General features: G+C 62.1%; 14 protein-coding genes. 5 read left to right on the forward strand and 9 right to left on the reverse strand.

The genetic code is table 11. The features are described from left to right. Positions 1–13: 13 nt before the first annotated feature. On the reverse strand, positions 14–1,996 hold the full coding sequence (gene uvrC, locus ACFQPB_RS08175; protein WP_382221693.1) for an excinuclease ABC subunit UvrC: 1,983 nt from the start codon (positions 1,994–1,996) through the stop codon (positions 14–16). Between the two features lie 17 nt (positions 1,997–2,013). On the opposite strand from uvrC, the gene earP reads away from it, so the two are divergent. From earP to ACFQPB_RS08195, 4 genes are all read left to right on the forward strand, one after another. After that, entirely contained in the window at positions 2,014–3,075 is a 1,062-nt protein-coding gene (earP, locus tag ACFQPB_RS08180; RefSeq protein WP_382221695.1) for an elongation factor P maturation arginine rhamnosyltransferase EarP, read from the forward strand. Between the two features lie 71 nt (positions 3,076–3,146). After that, positions 3,147–3,701, forward strand: coding sequence for an elongation factor P (gene efp, locus ACFQPB_RS08185; RefSeq protein ID WP_382199220.1), 555 nt, complete (start codon positions 3,147–3,149; stop codon positions 3,699–3,701). Between the two features lie 91 nt (positions 3,702–3,792). After that, on the forward strand, positions 3,793–4,665 hold the full coding sequence (locus ACFQPB_RS08190) for an LOG family protein (RefSeq protein WP_382221697.1): 873 nt from the start codon (positions 3,793–3,795) through the stop codon (positions 4,663–4,665). A gap of 327 nt (positions 4,666–4,992) precedes the next feature. Then, positions 4,993–5,436: a hypothetical protein gene (locus ACFQPB_RS08195; RefSeq protein ID WP_382221699.1), complete on the forward strand. Its 444-nt coding sequence runs from the start codon at positions 4,993–4,995 to the stop codon at positions 5,434–5,436. Here the strand turns inward: ACFQPB_RS08195 and ACFQPB_RS08200 are convergent. From ACFQPB_RS08200 to mobQ, 3 genes are all read right to left on the reverse strand, one after another. Beyond that, positions 5,433–6,575, reverse strand: coding sequence for an ArdC family protein (locus ACFQPB_RS08200; RefSeq protein ID WP_382221702.1), 1,143 nt, complete (start codon positions 6,573–6,575; stop codon positions 5,433–5,435). The two genes, ACFQPB_RS08195 and ACFQPB_RS08200, sit on opposite strands and share 4 nt — an antisense overlap. 183 nt (positions 6,576–6,758) lie before the next feature. Next, positions 6,759–7,523 (reverse strand): hypothetical protein, encoded by a 765-nt coding sequence (locus ACFQPB_RS08205; protein WP_382221704.1) that lies wholly within the window; start codon positions 7,521–7,523, stop codon positions 6,759–6,761. A 229-nt stretch (positions 7,524–7,752) separates the two neighbouring features. Beyond that, on the reverse strand, positions 7,753–8,865 hold the full coding sequence (gene mobQ / locus ACFQPB_RS08210) for a MobQ family relaxase (protein WP_382221707.1): 1,113 nt from the start codon (positions 8,863–8,865) through the stop codon (positions 7,753–7,755). A gap of 151 nt (positions 8,866–9,016) precedes the next feature. On the opposite strand from mobQ, the gene ACFQPB_RS08215 reads away from it, so the two are divergent. Next, entirely contained in the window at positions 9,017–9,466 is a 450-nt protein-coding gene (locus ACFQPB_RS08215; protein WP_382221710.1) for a conjugal transfer protein TraD, read from the forward strand. Between the two features lie 193 nt (positions 9,467–9,659). Here ACFQPB_RS08215 and repC read toward each other — a convergent pair whose 3' ends face one another. The 5 genes from repC to ACFQPB_RS08240 all read right to left on the reverse strand — a co-directional run bounded on the left by repC (position 9,660) and on the right by ACFQPB_RS08240 (position 18,349). Then, the gene (gene repC / locus ACFQPB_RS08220; RefSeq protein WP_382221713.1) at positions 9,660–10,757 is read right to left on the reverse strand and encodes a replication protein C, IncQ-type; all 1,098 of its coding nucleotides are present in this window, start codon (positions 10,755–10,757) and stop codon (positions 9,660–9,662) included. Positions 10,758–10,857: 100 nt separating this feature from the next. Then, positions 10,858–13,695, reverse strand: a complete 2,838-nt coding sequence (locus ACFQPB_RS08225) for an ATP-binding protein (protein WP_382221716.1) — start codon at positions 13,693–13,695, stop codon at positions 10,858–10,860. A 12-nt stretch (positions 13,696–13,707) separates the two neighbouring features. Next, positions 13,708–14,208, reverse strand: a complete 501-nt coding sequence (locus ACFQPB_RS08230; RefSeq protein ID WP_382221718.1) for a hypothetical protein — start codon at positions 14,206–14,208, stop codon at positions 13,708–13,710. Between the two features lie 23 nt (positions 14,209–14,231). Next, positions 14,232–15,380, reverse strand: coding sequence for an AAA family ATPase (locus ACFQPB_RS08235; RefSeq protein ID WP_382221720.1), 1,149 nt, complete (start codon positions 15,378–15,380; stop codon positions 14,232–14,234). 20 nt (positions 15,381–15,400) lie between these two features. Then, a complete protein-coding gene (locus ACFQPB_RS08240; protein WP_382221723.1) occupies positions 15,401–18,349 on the reverse strand; it encodes a DUF1156 domain-containing protein in 2,949 nt (982 codons plus the stop codon). Positions 18,350–18,359: the final 10 nt, after the last annotated feature.

Raw genomic sequence — 18,359 nt, forward strand, 5'->3', positions numbered from 1 at the left:
GGCGATTATGCGTTCAGTGCAAAGCGCGGTAGATGACCTCCGCCAGCTCACGCGAAATGCCCTCCACCGTCACCATGTCCTCCACGCTGGCTGACGCCACGCCACGCACGCCGCCAAAGCGCTGCAACAACCGCGCGCGTTTTTTGGGGCCCACGCCGGGGATGTCTTCCAGCTGGCTGCCGCCGGTGCGCACCTTGGCGCGCTGGGCGCGCATGCCAGTGATGGCGAAGCGGTGGGCCTCGTCGCGGATTTGCGCCACCAGCATCAGCGCGGCCGAGTCCTTGCCCAGGTAGACCTTCTCGCGCCCATCGGCAAACACCAGCTCCTCCAGCCCCACCTTGCGGCCTTCGCCCTTTTCCACACCGACGATGCGACCCAGCTCCAGGCCCAGCGCCTCGAACACCTCGCGCGCGACGCCCACCTGGCCTTTGCCGCCGTCGATCAGCACCAGGTCTGGCAGTCGCTGCCCGGCCACGCTGCCCGCAGCCTCCGCACCACCGGCCTCGCGCGCGGCTTCGGCCAGCTTGGTGTAGCGGCGGGTGAGCACCTGGCGCATGGCGGCGTAATCGTCGCCCGGGGTGATGCCCTCGACACGAAAGCGCCGGTACTGGCTGCCCTGCATCTTGTGGCCCTCAAACACCACACACGAGGCCTGGGTCGATTCACCCGCCGTGTGCGAGATGTCGAAACACTCGATGCGCAAGCTGTCCAACGCCTCGTTGGGCAGGTCCAGCGCGTCGGCCAGCGCACGCGTGCGGGCCTGCTGCGAGCCCTCCTCCGCCAGCAAACGCGCCAGCTGGATGTCGGCATTGGTCTGCGCCATCTCCAGCCACGCGCGGCGCTGCTCGCGCGGCTGGTGCACCGTGTGAATCTTGACGCCGGTCTGCTCGCTCAAGGCGGCCACCAGTTCGACACGCACCGGGTGGCTCAACACCAGCGTGGGCGGCGGCGCGCTGTCCACATAGTGCTGGGCGATGAAGGCCTCCAGCACCTGTTGCTCCACGGGCACCGGCGCCACACCTTCGTCGGCGTCGAGCACCGCCAGCACCGCAGCGTCTTCCACGTGCGAGGGGAAGTACGGCCGGTCGCCCAGGTGGCGCCCACCGCGCACCATGGCCAGGTTCACACACGCGCGGCCGCCCAGCACCTTGACGGCCAGCACGTCCACGTCCTTGTCCGACACGTTGTCCATGGCCTGCTGGTGCAGCACACGCGACAGCGCCGTCATCTGGTTGCGGATGTCGGCCGCCTGCTCGAATTCCAGCCGGTCGGCGTGGCCCATCATGCGGGCCTGCAATTCGTCCAGCACCGACTGGGTTTCGCCCAGCAGAAACGCCGCAGCGTGGCGCACGGTTTCCTCGTACTGCGCAGGCGTGACCAGGTTCACACAGGGCCCCGTGCAACGTTTGATCTGGTACAGCAGGCAGGGCCGGGTGCGATTGTTGAACACCGTGTCTTCGCAGGTGCGCAGGCGGAACACCTTTTGCAGCAGCTGGATGGACTCCTTCACCGCCCACGCGCTGGGGTACGGGCCGAAGTACTGGTGCTTTTTGTCCACCGCGCCCCGGTAGTAGCTCATGCGCGGGTAGTCGCCTGGGTGGGCGCGGCCATCTTGTGGCCCGCGCGCCGGCCAGCGTCCGCTCAAGCGCAGGTAGGGGTAGCTCTTGTCGTCCCGGAACAGGATGTTGAAGCGCGGGTTCAGCGTCTTGATGAGGTTGTTTTCCAGCAGCAGCGCCTCGGCCTCGGAGCGCACCACCGTGGTTTCCATGCGCACGATCTTGCTGACCATGTGCCCGATGCGGGTGCCGTCGTGGTTCTTCTGGAAATAGCTGCTGACGCGCTTCTTGAGGTTGCGCGCCTTGCCCACATAGAGCAGGCCGCCGGCCGCATCGAAGTAGCGGTAAACGCCTGGCAGCGCCGGCAAGGCGGCCACCTCGGCCAGCAAGGCATCGCTGTGGGCGGCGGTGGGTTCGGGATCGGGGAGCACATCGGACATGGGCGCTATTGTGGACAATGCCCACCATGCCTTCGCTGCTATGGGATGTTTTCTGTCAGGTCGTGGACAACCACGGCGATCTGGGCGTGTGCTGGCGCTTGTCCGCCCAACTGACCGAGCGTGGCCACAGGGTGCGGCTGTGGGTGGACGACCCCTCGGCGCTGGCCTGGATGGCCCCCCGTGGTTCGGAGGGCGTGGACGTGCGGCACTGGCACGGCGAGCCCCCCACCGGCCTGCCGCCCGGCGACGTGCTGGTCGAAGCCTTTGGCTGCGACATCCCAGACGCGTGGGTGCTGGCCGTGGCGCCCCAACCAGGGCCGTGGATCAACCTGGAATACCTGAGCGCCGAAGCCTATGTGGAACGCATGCACGGCCTGCCTTCCCCGGTGATGTGTGGACCGCTGACGGGCCGCACCAAACACTTCTTCTACCCCGGCTTCACGCCAGCCACCGGTGGGCTGCTGCGCGAAGACGACCTGCAAGCGCGGCAAGCCCGCTTCGATCGCGGCACGTGGCTCCAAACCCATGCGCCGGGCTGGGCGGGCGAGCAGGTCGTCAGCCTGTTCTGCTACGAACCCGCCAACCTGGGCACGTGGCTGGACCATTTGCGCCAACCAGGCCAAGCCACCACGCACCTGCTGGTGGCGCCCGGCAGGCCCACTGCTGCCGTGCGCCAGCACCTGGGGGACGGTGCTGACCACGGCCCGCTGCACATCACCTGGCGCCCCCATTGCAGCCAGCTCGAGTTCGACCAGATGCTGTGGGCCAGCGACCTGAACATGGTGCGTGGCGAGGACTCGTTGGTGCGCGCGCTGTGGGCCGGCAAGCCACTGGTCTGGCACATCTACCCGCAGCACGACGGCGCCCACCAGGCCAAACTGCAGGCCTTTCTGGACTGGCTGGACGCACCGCCCGACATGCGGGCACAGCACCTGTTCTGGAACGCCGACGTCCCCGCCTCACTGCCGCCAATGGCCCCATCCCGGTGGACGACAGCCATCGCGGCGGCGCGCCAGAAGCTCCTTTCGCAAGACGACCTCGTGACGCAACTGCTCAAAATCGTCGCAAATATCCCGTAAAATCAAGGGCTTTGCCGTCCACGACGGTCTGACACCGGGGCCGGATGGCCCCTCGCACTACCCGCCCCACCATGAAAATCGCTCAAGAAATCCGCGCCGGCAACGTCATCATGCACGGCAAGGACCCGATGATCGTCCTGAAAACCGAATACGCCCGTGGCGGCCGTGGCGCTGCCACCGTGCGCATGAAGCTCAAGGCCCTGTTGAACAACATGGGCACCGAAGTGGTGTTCAAGGCCGACGACAAGATGGACCAGATCATTCTGGAACACAAGGAGTGCACCTACTCCTACTTCGCTGACCCGATGTACGTGTTCATGGACACCGACTACAACCAGTACGAAGTGGAAGCCGAGAACATGGGCGACGCCCTGAACTACCTCGAAGACGGCATGTCGGTCGAAGTGGTGTTCTACGACGGCAAGGCCATCTCGGTCGAACTGCCCACCAGCGTTGAGCGTGTGATCACCTGGACCGAACCCGCCGTCAAAGGCGACACGTCCGGCAAGGTGCTCAAGCCTGCCAAGATCGCCACCGGCTTCGAAGTGGCCGTGCCACTGTTCGTGTCGCAAGACGACAAGATCGAAATCGACACCCGCACCGGCGAATACCGCAAGCGCGTCTGATCCATGCCACTCGGCAGACAGGGCTCCTTCATGGAGCCCTTTTTGTTTCTGCGCGCAGTGGCACCACCTACTGGCTTGATACAGTCATCGCATGGAAACCACACAAAACCTCAACGAAACCCGGCTGGCCGATGCCTGGGCCGAGCTGCAGGCGCACGCAGATCAGGGCAACCCGCTGACAGCCGATGCCTACCGACTGGCCTTTGCCGACCCCGAATTCCTGCTGCGTCGCGAAACCCGTGGCATCCGCTTTCAACTGGAGTTGCTCAAACCCGATCTCGAACAGGCCTCGCGCGGCATTCACAACACCATCGTGGTGTTTGGCAGCGCCCGCTTCCGTTCACCGGAAGACGCACAACACGAGCTGGAACACGCCCAGCGCGGTGGCGATGCCCAGGCCATCCGCAAGGCGCAAACGGCTGTGCGAAACGCTGCCTACTACGAACACGCCCGCACCTTCGCCCGCCATGTCGCGCAATACAGCCAGCGCTGCCCAGTGAAAGACCAGCTCTACATCTCCACGGGCGGCGGGCCCGGCATCATGGAAGCCGCCAACCGGGGTGCACACGATGTCGGCGCGCCCACCGTCGGCCTGAACATCGCCTTGCCGCACGAACAGCAGGCCAACCCCTACGTGTCGCCCGAGTTGAGCTTCAAGTTCCACTACTTCGCCCTGCGCAAGATGCACTTCCTGATGCGCGCCAAGGCCCTGTTGGCGTTTCCCGGCGGTTTTGGCACGCTGGACGAGCTGTTCGAGGTGCTCACCCTGGTGCAATGTGGCAAGGCCAAACCCGTGCCCATCTTCCTGTTCGGCAGCGATTTCTGGAAACGGCTGATCAACTTCGACGTGCTGGTGGACGAAGGCACGATTTCGGAAGCCGACCTCAAACTCTTCCACTACGTCGATGACCCGCTGCAGGCCTGGGAAGGGCTGCGCAAGTTCTACCAATTGCCCGCTGTCTGACCCTTGAAATGAAACTGTCCCCTCGCTCATCGCTTCGCGTATCGCTGCCCCCCAAGGGGGCGCATCAGTGCCTTCGGACAGCCGGGCGGCACTGACATGAGCGCCACCCCGACGCTGACCGAACAAGCCCTGTCCGCGCCGCTGGAACAGCACACCCCCATGATGCAGCAGTATTGAAAAAATTGAATTTTTCCCTATGAAACGGGAGATTTCTGAGTTTTTTTGCTACATCCTGGCTACATAGGAATTCCGGTCCTTTCCGTTTCTTCACTTTTAGGACCCGCAGGTCAAAACTTCATCCTGTCATTAACTTGAAAGGATGAAAACATGACAAACAAAAAAGCTCTTGCGACTCTTGCCGCTCAACCGTGGAAGATCAGTGACATGCGCAATCCAAGCGCTGAGATGGAGGCGTGTGCACTGCGCCGTATTCCATGCATGGTGTACAGGAACCGACAGTGGAAAATCGACCCAGAGTACGTGTGCCCAGGGATTACTGTCTGGTCAAAGACGTTCAGAGACCCAGACGTGACCAAGAACCCAGACATGACGGACCAGGAGCTGCTGAATAGCATTGCAGACTGGATGCCTTTCGGTGCACTCGCTTTCATGCCACCTTCTCACATCCACAGCACGGTGAGAGCAGTCCTGCGGACATCCGACTTTGAGGCAGCCAAATTGACTGCCACCAAGCTGGGCATGCTGTATTGGGGCGTCGATTTAGCGCTAACCTATACCTTTCCGAAGGTGGACTACAACCCATTGCCTTAATGTTGTGTGCCCCCTGTACTGGGCCCTGGTGCAGCATGCTCCGCTAGCGCCTCGGACACGGGCACAAAACCATGTCGCCGTACGGCGGTACCACGTCGTGCGGCCTTCCGGGCACTCAATAGCAGGCCTTCCACTCCCGAAGCCACCGCTTTTGGACAAAGGTTTGCTGAAAGCATGGCGGGTGCTGAATCAGATGCAGGCGCTGCTATCACTGGGGCACCGCCCCGCCCCATTACGAAATCCACCATCCGACGCGCATCTTTGGCGGCCCGGAACACCTCGAACTTGTCCTCCCGGAGCTTTTTCAGCCAGGCGCCAACATACGCAGCGTGGTTGTCCATCGGAGTGGCGACCCCAAGCTCAGCGCAAAGGCAGGCGCTAAAAATCTCGGCCCTCAGCTCCTCCTGCATATAGGCTTCTGTACCCCACACGCCGAACTTGCGATTGAGACGGTGCTCAGCACCCGTCCAGTGACCCAGTTCATGGGCTAACGTCCCAGCAAACTCCTCCGCACTGGCAAACGCCCCTTCTGGCGGCATCTGGATGAAGTCTCGGCCTGGGCCTGGCGCGTAAAACGCCCTATTGCCACCATAGCGAATCTCCGGCTGCAAGCGTTCGACCAACTGCTGCACGGATTGCAGCGGGGTCCACGGGCGCTCTGGCTGAGGCAAAGGCGCCAAACCCTCCAATTGAGTCGCATGGAACACACGGTATTCCGTCAGGAATGGAATCTGCCGAGGGGAATCGGTGGTGCCCCCCTGCCCCTCTCGGGGCGCAGTGCCATCACCCGGCACTTCACGCCCCTTGGCATCCAGCATCTTGAAGAAGTACACGGGGGTGGACTTGCTTCCCTTCCTGACCTTGGCGCCCATCGCGTTGGCTTGCTTGAACGTGAACCAACGGTTGTCAGAATAGCCTTCCGCTTGCGCAGTCATCATCAAAAGCAGGGCGTTGACCCCGTTGTACGGGCGCGAACTGCTGCCGTTCATGGGTACGCCCGCCGCTGCCACGTCTTGCCAGGGGCGTTGCCACGGTGCAGTGCCCGCCTCAATGGCAGCTATCAGCTTGTCCGTGACCTCCTGGTACAGGTCCCTCCTCACCGTGGGCTTGGAACGTCGAGAAGATTTGGCGTCACTCATGGTACGGCCCTCCTTCCTCCACAACATCCTCTGGCCCCGACAAGTGCACTCCGACTTGCAGGCCGGAATCGGTCCACAGCTCTGCATGGAAATAGCTGGCCTCACCATCCAGCACGGCCTGCATCTCTTCTATGAGTGCTCGCGCCAGGTCAGGGGTCAGCGAGATAAATTGGGGTCTGCTATTCATAGGACACCTCCCGCACTGTCACCGCCCAGCGAGTCTAGGAACCGCATCAAAGCATCGTCGTCGTTCACGCGCATGCGCAACCCCAGCGTCCGACTGCCAATGGAAACCTCCATCGCGGCGGTCTGCGGCAAACTGCGCGGCGTCAAAAGGTCTGCAAGACCGGGGGGCGCTGCTGGTGCGCTGCCCATTGCGGCCCCCTCACTGAGACAGAAATATTCCTGCGTAGCAGGACTCAACCGCTCGTAGCGGATAGGGCGCTGATCCATGGGGCACAGCACTGCCGCGTTCGGGGCCAATGAAAAGTCGCGCCCACATGTGACGGCTTCGGTGGCTGCCTCGATATGGGTTTCGCGCAGACCAAGACCTGCAATAAGCAGCACCGATGGGTCGATGTCGAAAACGAGTGCACACGCTTTCTCGGCGCGATTTCGCAGCACAACAAAACACCACCACCGCTGTCCACCAGAACTGCACACCAAAAAGTACTCTGGCGGCACGGCTTCCAAGAACGGGATGGCCAGCACGGTTTCGCTCGGAAACCAGTGCAGCAGGTCGAGTGCCAGGTAGGCCACTTCCAGACCAAAGCAATTGCCAAGGGGCGGCGACTGCGTGGCGACCATGGGCGACAGGCGTTCAAGCCAAGCAAAACTGGCTGGATCGTGCACGCGATGAAAGTAATGCGCAGGCATCCAGACCTTGGGTGCCGCAGGCAGTACCACAGCAGCTTGGGGCTGCTCTCTTGTTGGAGAAAGTGTGCTCATTACTTGCATGTCCACTCTCCTTCCACTTCCGGGGTCACCGGCGCGGGTGCATGCACCCAATCCCGACGGGTCGGAGCACGCGACACAGGCCGTGCAGGAATCGGAATGCCAAAGTACCTGCGCTCCAACGTGCGGACAGCATCACGGGCGTGAGGGCTCCATTGCCCCGCTTGAATGCCTGGCGGTCGGGTTACAAAAATTGCGGCGATGAGCTGGAACAGAAGTGATATCAGCATGGTTTGTCTCCTTGAATAAAGCCGTCCGAGACATGCGAGACCTCGGGCTGCGGGGTTGAACGGTGGATGGGACTCGTGGGGCCGCAGGCGCCGGATGAGCGCCGGGCGATGACTCCCGCGACTGAAAAATCCCGTGTCAGCACATCGCTGGCGGGCGTCCAGATACGGGGTGTGATGGGGGTGGCAGGTGCCGTGGGCACGATGGTGGCGCTGGACGCACTACCCGCCCGTTTGGCATCGCGCTCTGCCAAGGCTTCGGTAATGGTGCTGGTCAAGTCCACAATCTGGGACTGCACCCGCGCCACATCGGCGCGAACCTTGGTCAGTTCGACCTGGGTCTGCACCCAAGCGTTGTATTCCGCGCGCGCATTCCAAGCTTCTGCGTTGGCATGGGTCCGACGCCCCTGGTGCACCGTGGCGGGGAGGTCAATGCCTCGGCCCAGATTGCTGCGGTGGTCTATGCGCTCAACGCGCCCAGCACTCTCCAAGGCCGCATTGCAGGCATTGGCCCAGGCTTCGCGCCATCGAGTCACCAAGGCGGGACTGTTCCAGTCCCGACGCTTGCCACCAAAGCCTTCTGCCTCTACGTCGCGCAGCGTCAGCATGATGTGGGCATGGGGGTTGCCGGTCTTTGCGTGCAGCGCAATGTCCGCGACCATGCCCATACTCACAAAGTGCTCGTTCACGTACCCGTGAAGGAGCGCAATGTGCTGCGCATGGGTAAGTTCGATGGGGAGTGCAACCTCGACCTCGCGGGCCAACTGACTGTTGGCCCTTGTCTCTGTGGCTTCGACCTGGTTCCACAGCTGTGGGCGGTCAAAAACCCAAGCGGCGGCACCCTGCGGTGCAAGGATTGCGCGGTATGCCACTTCGCGTTTGCGGGTGCTGTTGAACACAAGCCCCGTGCGGGCACAACTGAACCGCATACCTGCCCGATAGGCAGCTGCGGCGACCGCGTTACCGCCGTCGCTGCGCGAGATGACCTGTGCTGCAAAATGAAATATCGCCATCGCCCCTCCTTTGCCGACGATCAGGCAAAGGTGGTGGCGATGGCGCTGCGTGTGTCCGCGATTGGCGGCACAGGCTCTTGCAGCGGCTGTTTTCAAGGCCCCGCCGGGCGCACACAAACGGAGTTTGTATAAGTGCGCTTGTGGGGCTTGCCTTCCCTGTAATGCTTGACTGTCTCCATCTCAAACTGCCAGATTGAATTGCCCTCTGCAATAAGAAGGAGGGCAGAACAATCACAGGGAGACAAACATGACCGTTCAACATCAAAAAACAACCGCTCAACCAAGCGCCCCGCCCTCACTGGCGCGATTGCGTGTGCGCGAAGCAACACTCCGGCATCAAGCTGCGCAATTGCAGGCTCGGGCTGAGCATCTGGACCGCGTGGGGCGAGCACATGCGCAGCGCTTACAACGGCGCATCGACGCTCACGAAAAAATCGTGCTCGGTGCCTTGGTCAAGAAAGCAGGGCTCGACATCCCGCATTCCGAAGCCCATCAACCACCAAACGACGACGATTCGACGCCGTTGCGTGGTGGACTCGCCGCCCAATCGACGGCATACGACCGCGCCCTGATCCTCGGAGCGCTGTTGTGGCTGGAATCAACGCTGAATCAACCAGAGAACGACGTCGTTTCGGTGCCAAGTCGGCAGCGTCTGCGCAATGACGGATTGCAAGCGCTGAAAAAGACCAAGCGCTGACAACCTCCGCCGGTTGAAGTGCCACTGCTCCGCAGGCGGCCAGGTGGTATCAAAGTGATATCACCTCTATTCCTTGGCTCGTACGACACACCCAAAATCACAAGGCGTGTAACCCCCGGGCGATGCACCGGAGCATAGGTGCGACGGGGCTTCGCCCCACACCATGGAAAGTCTTGAACTTTCCTGATGGTTCTTAGAGCGCGAACTCCATACCCTCCAACTCCGCACTGGGCGCCGGTTCCTGCCGATTGGCGGTGGGCGTGGCGACGACATTGGTGGGCGTGGTAGCGACTGCGGGGGTGGTGCCAGCGGGCGCGGTGGGGGTTGCAGCGGTGTGCGCATCGCTCGCACTCTGAGCATCTTGCTCGGCTTGCGCAAGAGTGCCCGCGAACCGGGGCTTGCGAACCAGCATTTGCTTGCCGTTCGCAGACAGGTCACAAGACCATCCCCGCAACTCGCTGACTTCCTTGATAGCCTGGCGCAGTGTGCGCATCCGGTCTTTGCGGGCATCTGCATGGGCTGGTGGGCCTCCCCACACATTGACCAGCAGTTTGTCGAGACCGATGGACTTACGCTCCACGGGCGACGCCCATGCAGAGAGCCAAGCATGCAGCCGCTTGGCTGGTTTGCTCTTCAATGAGCGATGCTCTCGCATGTTGACCCAGGCAACGCCCTGGCGCCTCACGGCGAACCAAGCAGCCTCAACGCTTATCGCTATCCGCACATGGGTGTCTGAACATGTGAACGCCAGGAACCGACTAGCCCCCTCCCCCGTATGGCTGGGGCCATGCATCTGCCGATGCATGGTGAGCTGGGAAAGCCTGTTGAGAGATGCGAGCACGCTCCGCGCATTGGTGCCGGTGCGCGTCAAGCCTATGCCGTGGGCAATGTCAGACAGTTTGACAACCAACACCGAAATGCCTTGGTCGCTCCACAGCCCCGAAGCGCCAAGCGCTGCGCAGTACACGGGGTATCTCTCATGGTCAGGCGCCAGGTGCACCCGATTACCAGCAGCCATCAACTGGCACAGGTGCAGAAAAACCGTCTGGTCAACGATGTTCAAGGCCTCTGGACTGCGGAAGACGTACTCCACCCGCTGCTTTTGGATGGTCGTCGCGTACTCGATTTCCAGCGGGACAACCGGCGCCCCGTTCTGGGTTGGCCGAAACAGCCCCTGCGCGAAGATGACTGCGGGCCACACGGGGGCGTGGTCCATGTAATCGACCACGTAGCGGCTGGCGTCGCTCGGACAACGCGGCTGGGGCGATGTGGTTTTTTTTAGTTTGCTCATGCTTGCTCCTTTGTGCTGATCCAAAGTAGCAAGCAGATTTAGGTTCACGCAAACATTCCGCCCCAACGCATCGTCATCGCCCCCCGCCAGTGACAGCAGGCTATTCCTGCTCGAAGTTGGCGGAGCGGAATTTCAGCACCCCGCAGTTCTCCTTGATGGTCCGCTGCAAGCCTGCCTCAAAACCATCGCGCGTGCGGGCCTCAATTTCGACGGTGACGGTGACATCCACCCCACTCTGAGCCGCAAAGTGCTGAATCACCTCGTTCACGATGGTCGAAAAGTCCATGGTTGCCGTCGTGGCATCCACCTCCACCAGTCCAAAGAACCGGTTGGGCAGTGCCACCGCAGCCGTCGCCGCCGTGGTTGCCTCGGACTTGGACGCCACCGGACGCTGGCCGGGCAATGGCGTGCCAGGCACACCGCTGCCGACATTGGCAGGCACCGCTTGCTGTGCTACACGCTCGCGCTGCTCCGCATCCAGCTTCTGTTGGTACTCGATGGCCGCCGCCTGGCTAATGAGCACGGTGTCGGCATCCATGGTGACCAACGCAGAGTGGCCGAAGGAAAACCCCAGCCAACGGTCACCATCCTTGCCTGCCGCGTAGCCAAACCCGTCACGGCTGGCGCAGCCTGCCGTCACTGCCTGCACAAACACATCAGAGTTCAGCAGGCGTGGCAGGTACAGGTACTGGCAACTGTCTTGCCACACCTTCAAAGCCGAGACCTCGGTGACGCCCTCTTTGAAGTACCACTGGTTCAACACCCGGTTCAGGTGGACGGGCGACCACGCACTCACCAGCCATTCTTCCTCTTTGAGCTTGCTTTCAATCGCATCGACCACGCTCGGTGCAGACGCCGACAAGGCCACGGCCTCCCAGCGCAAAGCCAGCTTGCCCCGCACCATCTCTTCGGTGGGCACCATCAGCCAGCGATAGGTCTCGCGCACCATCTGCTTGACGCCATCCTCAGCACCGTCCATGGCGCGCTTGGCCTGATCGGCCTGGTAGGTGCCCAGGTCGATACGGCGGTTTTGCACGTCTTCCACGATGGACTTCCATGCCAGATAGGTTCGCACGGCATCGCGCAGGCGCTGCACGGCGTCACCATCTGGCGCCAGGAAAATCAGGCGGTTGCGTTTCAGCCGTGGCGCATCGCCCCGCTTTTCCAGCACCTCGGTGGCCGCCAACAAGGCCAACGACTCATCTTGCTTGCGGTAACCCGCATTGGGCGGCAGCACCACCAACCGTGGCCCCAGGCCAAACTCATCGGGCACATCCGCAGACGGCACAAACACATGGATGGCGGCAAAGTGGTTGCCCTTAGTAAACACCCTGCCCACGCGGTCGCGCAGCAGCGGCATCACGTCGTCAGCGTCTTTCAGGTTGGCCTTGCGGCTTTCCATCTCGCGGCGCAGGTTGGGGCGCGTGTCAAACCAGTAGCTGTCCTTTTCACCGTAGAGGTAATGCAGCCGATCACGCAGGCGTTTGATGACATCCTCATACGTGCCCACGGCCTGCCCTGGCTGCACGGCACCCAGCAAGATGCCATCCACCCGAATGCCGCGCACAGCCTGCGCAGCGTTAGACGGCGCACTCCCCAAGAAGATGGTTCGCGCCACGCGCCGCGCGGCTTGCAAGCTGCCAAATCGGGTGTCGTGCCCGTCAATGTCTGCCGCCGCTGAGCGCGGGCCATCCATTTCGCGCTCAATCACCGGCTCCCATCCATTAGGCAGGTAGTGGATGCTCTTGTTGCGCACCAGCGCATCGTCCAGTGGCAACGAGCCCGGCATGATGAGCGGGTCTTTGTCACGGCTGTCCCACAGCCTGTGGATGACGATGGCCATGTACTGCAACACCCCGCGCGTGCGCTGAAACTTGTCCAGCGTGGACCAGTCCTCGTACAGCCGGTCAAACACCTCCGGGTGAATCGGGTAGGCGTGCGCAATGCGCTCCTCGTAGCGCGCCTCCTGCGTCTCGCCAGGAAACTTGGTCGGGTTCTGTCGGTACAGCTCGCCAAAAGCCCGTGCCGTGGCGTTCACCTGCGCTGGGTCGCCCACGGTGTCAAACAGCCGCCTGCGCACAATCTCGAAGGCCTCTTCCGCCGCCACCGGCTTCCAGACCGATTCGACGCGGCCAAAATATTTTTCCAGCACATCCAGCGCGCGCTGCCCCTGCGTGCCTGCCGCCTCGGTTTCTGACTGGGGAAGCGATGCCAACAAGATGGCGTTGGGCACGCTCTTCATCGCCTCGGTCAGCGCCTGGATGAAGGTGATGTTGCTGTCAAACGTGCCGCCGGGGTAGCTCTTGCCCGGCTCCAATTGGCGCACATAGGCCACCAGCTCGTCCAGCAGCACCACACACGGCGCCGCGCGTTGCAGCAGCGTCGTCAGCACGTCCTTACCGGGGGATGTACCCGCCTGATCGGCCTCGGCCAGCAACGCATAGCCCTCGGTCCCCAACAGCTGCACCGCCAAATCGCCCCACAGCGTGTTCACCGTGGTGCCCGCATGCGAACGCGGCAGGCTGGGCGAGAACTTGATGCCATCAATCACCGCCACCCGTGCCTGCGGCAGCGACGTCACGCCTGCGGCATCCAGAATGGGCGGGATGCCTGCCAGCTTCTCGGTCGGGCACTGGCGGCTGGCCAGGTGGTACACCGCCAGCAGCGTATGGGTCTTACCTCCACCAAAGGCCGTTTGCAGCTGAATCACCGGGTCGCCGCCCCGGCCCGACAGCCGCTCGGCCACACTTTGCAGCAGCAGGCGCATGCCCTCGGTGATGAAGGTGCGGGCAAAAAACTTCTCGGCATCCCGGTACTCAGGCTCCGCAGTGCCAGCTTGCACCTGCGAGATGTCAGCCGCGAATTCGCTTTGCTTGAAAGTGCCTTCCAGCACGTCCTTGTGGGGGTGGGCGACTTCGCGCCAGGGCTTGATTGTCATGAGGTGCGTATTTCAAATGGCAACCGTATTCCACGGCAGCATGTTGTTGTGTTGTCCCAAGCTACCAACGGCACAAACCGGTGCCGCGTCCACTTGCTTGACCGCTCTACGCAATTGGAGACCCGCATCGGCGGGCTCTACCACTTGCGGAAACAGCCGGTGGGGCCGCGCTGATTGGGCCAATTGCAGCGCCACACGAATTTCCCTGGACCCCAGCGCCTGCTGCGCCACCGCGCGCTCCTGCTGCGCCTGCGCACTGACGCGCGCAACCGCCAAACCTGCCAAGGTATCGCGTGCCTTGCCCGCCACTTCGGCAAATACGGAGCTGGGTTTTCGCCGCTTGTTCTGCCGGTAGTCTTTGAGCTCGATCAGCCACAAGGTTTGTGCAGCAGGGTCGAGCGCGATGGCATCCATGGCCTTGACGCCACCCGCAAAGTTCTGGAACTGCGTCTGGTGAAAATCGGAATCGTCGTACTTCCAAACCCACCACCCCGCAGGCATGGTCAGGCGCATTCCATCCACATCTGCCGTCTGGCTCATGGGTTCGCCTCCATGTACCTGTCGCTCTGCTGCAAGCTCTCGTCCAACAGAACCAAAGGCTCGATGTCGGCGATGTCCGTGCTTTGGGTCACGGAAACCGGGCCATCTTTCTTCTGGCGACCCAAGCCAAAGTACTTGTTGGGAACCTGGTTGGCATGTCCTTGCGCTGACCCCATCTGCAAAATCTCGAACTCGCGCAGCAAAAAGAGACTGTGCGTAGCCACAACCACCTGCACCCCAGCGCTACCCAGTGCATACAAGGCCTCGGCCAGCAGCTTCAACGCGGCGGGGTTGAGGTTGGCCTCTGGCTCGTCCCAGAACAAGGTAGAACCACGCTCCACCACACCATAGCGCAGCAGATAAATCAGCATAGCCAGCTTGCGATAGCCCTCTGCCATCAGAGAAATGTCCATCTGCGATCCGTCAGCACGCTCGAAGACCAACTCTCCCTTTTCCAGCTTCAAGTCTCCGCCCAACAGGCTCTGCATGCGCTGGGCCACATCCGACATCAAAGGCGGTCTGTCGCGTGGCTCCAATGTGGACATGGCGACGGCCAAATCGCGGTAGCTGATGTCCAACGGGAAATCACGGTACTTGTCGAACAGTCCAATCAACCCCTTAAACAGGGAAACCATCTCCTTACTGGGCACCAGCACCTGCTGCGGCAAAAAAGCATTCCGCGCTGCGGCGTCTGGCACTTCGTCTGGCAGCACCGTGGCTTTGAGCAGGCCAGCCTGGTCCTTTCGTTGAATCTGCACCTTCCACGGCATAGCCTCCGGCAACCCTGGTGAGGTGAACTCAGGCTCATCTGCCATGCGAATCTGCACGGTGGGAATGTGACCATCGACCTGTGCTTGCAGCACCGCGCCGCCTTTGGCATTGCGTCGTATCAAGGCCGAAAGATCGGACACTTGAAACAAGTCGGCCAAGCGCTCCGCCAAGTACGCCTGCGCACGCTCCTTGTTCACAGCAAGCCGTTGGGCGGTTAGATCGGGCCACGCACGGGAGAACAGGTAGCCCAGTTTGAGCACATGGGTCTTGCCCGCACCGTTCTCGCCCACGATGACGTTCAAGCCTGGTGAAAACATGAACTCCACGTCGCTACCAAACACCGTGAAATTACTGACTTTGAGTGCTTTGAGCATCTTTGTTCCTTGCTGCGCGTTCAGGCATCAAACCCCAACTGTTCCCCACGCGGCCCCTGCTCGCGGCTGGCTTCCAGCACGGCATGCCAGGCGGTGATGAGTTCGTTGTAGGCCCGCGCGTCCTCGGCCCACTTCTTGCGCTCACACAGGGTGTACAAGTGATAGGCCAGTTGGCGAATGGGCTCGGCCTTGTCGGGCATGGCGGCCAGCAGGGCACCGGCTGCGGCTTCGCCCTGGGTGTTGAGCGCGCGAATCAGGTGGTGCGTGGCCTCCCACACGGGGTTGCGGGCATCCAGCTTGGGGTCCCAGCCCGCCTGGTAATCGGCCCATCGCAGCAGGCGCACCTTGCCACCACCGCTGTCGGCAATGCCCGCCTGCGCCACTCCCTGCACGCTGGTGCCTTTGCCACGGGCGAGCACGTCGGCCTCGCCAAACGGCCCCTCGGCCCAGCCGTACTGCTCGAACCAGCTGTTGCAAAACAGCGTATCGGCGTCAAAGCTGCCCGCGTCGGGGGTCAGGTACTCGGTGATTTCGCGGTTGATAAGCACCAGCGCGTCGTGCACGCGCATGGGGGTGCCGTCCTGGTTCAGCACGCCAGCGTACTGACTGAATATCGCCATGCCGGGGCCAATAGCGGCCTGTGCCAAGTCCACAGGAGCAATCGGGCTTTGGCTGCTGGTGCCGCCAATCATGGTTTCCAGCGCTTCGGGCAGCTGTTCGCGCAATTGGCGCTGGAAGTCGCGGCGGCTGATGGTGTCGGCGGCGGCATCGCGCGGGCGGCAGACCAGCACGATGCTGGAGGCCAGGGCGTTGGTGCCAATGCCGATGGAGCGCGCATCGCGTTCTGTGCGCATGGGCCAGGTGCCGGTGAGGGTGAAACCGGCGCGCAGCACGGCTTCCAAAAAGGTTTCCCAGCCGGTGCTGTGTGTGCCGCCTTCTTTCTTGGTGTCGCTTTGCTTGAAGGCGTAGTAGATGGTGACCGGAAAGGCCGGGTGCGCCTGCGCGGCCAGGTTGTGCATGGCTGCTGTCATGCCATCCAGAAAAAACACCTCTGCTGCCTGCTTGCTGCCGTGGCGGTAGGGCGTGGCAATCAGTTCTTCGGCCTTGGGCACGGCCAGCGTGGCGTAGAGCTTGGGGAAGATGGGGCGCAAGCTGCGGCGTAGCCAGACATAGAAGAAGTCGGACAGGTCAGCGTAGCCAATGTTGTCGTAGTACGGCGGATCGGTAGAAACCACCTTACTTGCTGTTATCTGCTGACCTTGGGCGTCACATTGAAGTGCCATGCTGTTTGTAGAGGCGGGCAAGGTCGCAATTGCATGAGCAACCCATTCAATGTGGTTGAGGTAGTTGCCAGCAGAGTTTGAGAAAACATTTGTTTCGATGTAGTCCCAAACCATCGGTATGGATTGCTTGCTGAATAGATGTCCTAGCCCTTCAATGGCCGGTATATAGCTACTCAGCGAGTTACACCAATCAGCTTGCTTACTAAGGGCTGCAGACAAATACACAATCACCGCCTCCGCATACGCCGTAGCGCCGTTGCCGCCAGCGTCCAGCCCCCGGCCATCGTCGGCCATGCCTGCGGCCAGGGCGTCGGCGCGGATGCGGGCGATGGTTTCGGGCACTAGATCGGCAAACGTGGATAGCGCGACAAGTTGGCGGGGAGTGAAGAGGTTGCCCCAGGTCAGCATCCCGTACTCTTGAACTCGGAAACTGAGAGCACGCTCAGGCAATGCTGTCTCTGGCTTCCAGCCAGGCACGGCTTGGCGAGCGATCTCCTCCTGCTCTGGCGTCGGCGCGAGGTAAATACGCCCGCGTGCCCCTTCAGCCACGATGGCCATCAGCTTCGCCCCCATACGCCCGGCAGCGCCCTCCGCCCGGATGTATTTGTAATCAATGGGCACCCCGGACATCAGGCATATAAACGCGGCGCGCTTGCCCGCTGTCGTTCCAGCCTTGGCACTCTCCGGCGGCTTGCCCGTGCGCACCTCAAAACGGTAGCTGTCGCCCTCCACCACCGGCTGCACCCAGGCTTCCTTGCCCGCCTTGCTGCTCAAAATAAAGCTGCTGGCGAGAGGAACGTCCACATGGCTAAAGGCCGGGTTGGGGCTTTTCACGGTGCGCGCCCACAGCCAGGCAATCACGGTGAGCTGCTGGCCCGGCTGCAATCCGGTCAGTCCGGCGTTTTGATGGTCTTTTTGGCCTGTAGCGCCCGTGGATAAAGCGGTTCCAGCTATTAATTCAGGAGTTACTTCAATGCTGGGGTACAGGTGCCCAATGCGCTGCTGGGCCTGTTCGCGCATCCACGCGCCGTAGCGGCGCACGTCTTCGGCCAGGCCGCGGGCACCGCTCCAGTCGTCAAAAGCGTCCTTCGTCGCCTTCTTGGTGCCGCGCTCGGCCTCGATGGCTGGCCCCACCGGGGCACGGCCCGCGAACTTGGGCGGTATCTCGATCATGGCCTTGTTGATGGTCACGGCCACGGGGTTCAGGTCGCTGGCGTAGCTTTCCAGCCCCAGGCGCTGGGCTTCTAGGGGCAGCGCGCCCCCACCGGCAAAGGGGTCGTGGAAGGCGGGCAGCACGTCGGGGTCAAAGCCGGGTTTGCCTTTGTTCAGCTCGCAGGTCTCGCGCCAGCTTTGGGCAATGGCAGCGCGGGCGCGGGCCAGCACTTCTTCGTTGTTGGTGTTTTCCCATTTCACCAAGTCGCGCAGGATGTGGAACAGCTCTTCGCGCTCGGCATCGGCCTGGGCGCGGGTTTTGCCCGCGTAGTAGCCGCGCTCGCCACCGGGGTCGTTCACCATTTGGGCAAAGATGACGGCACGCGCCGCAGCCAGCGGGCGGCGCGCCCACCACAGGTGAAATGTTGCAGGATGCCCGCGTCGGGGAACAGACTTTTCATGTTGAGAAGCACGATTGATATCGTCCAGCGGCAGGGCGACTTCGATGAGTTTCTTGGGGGAGCGGATAGACATGGAAAGCACT

Source organism: Hydrogenophaga atypica, assembly GCF_042665215.1.
In the GTDB taxonomy this organism is placed as follows: domain Bacteria; phylum Pseudomonadota; class Gammaproteobacteria; order Burkholderiales; family Burkholderiaceae_C; genus Hydrogenophaga; species Hydrogenophaga defluvii_A.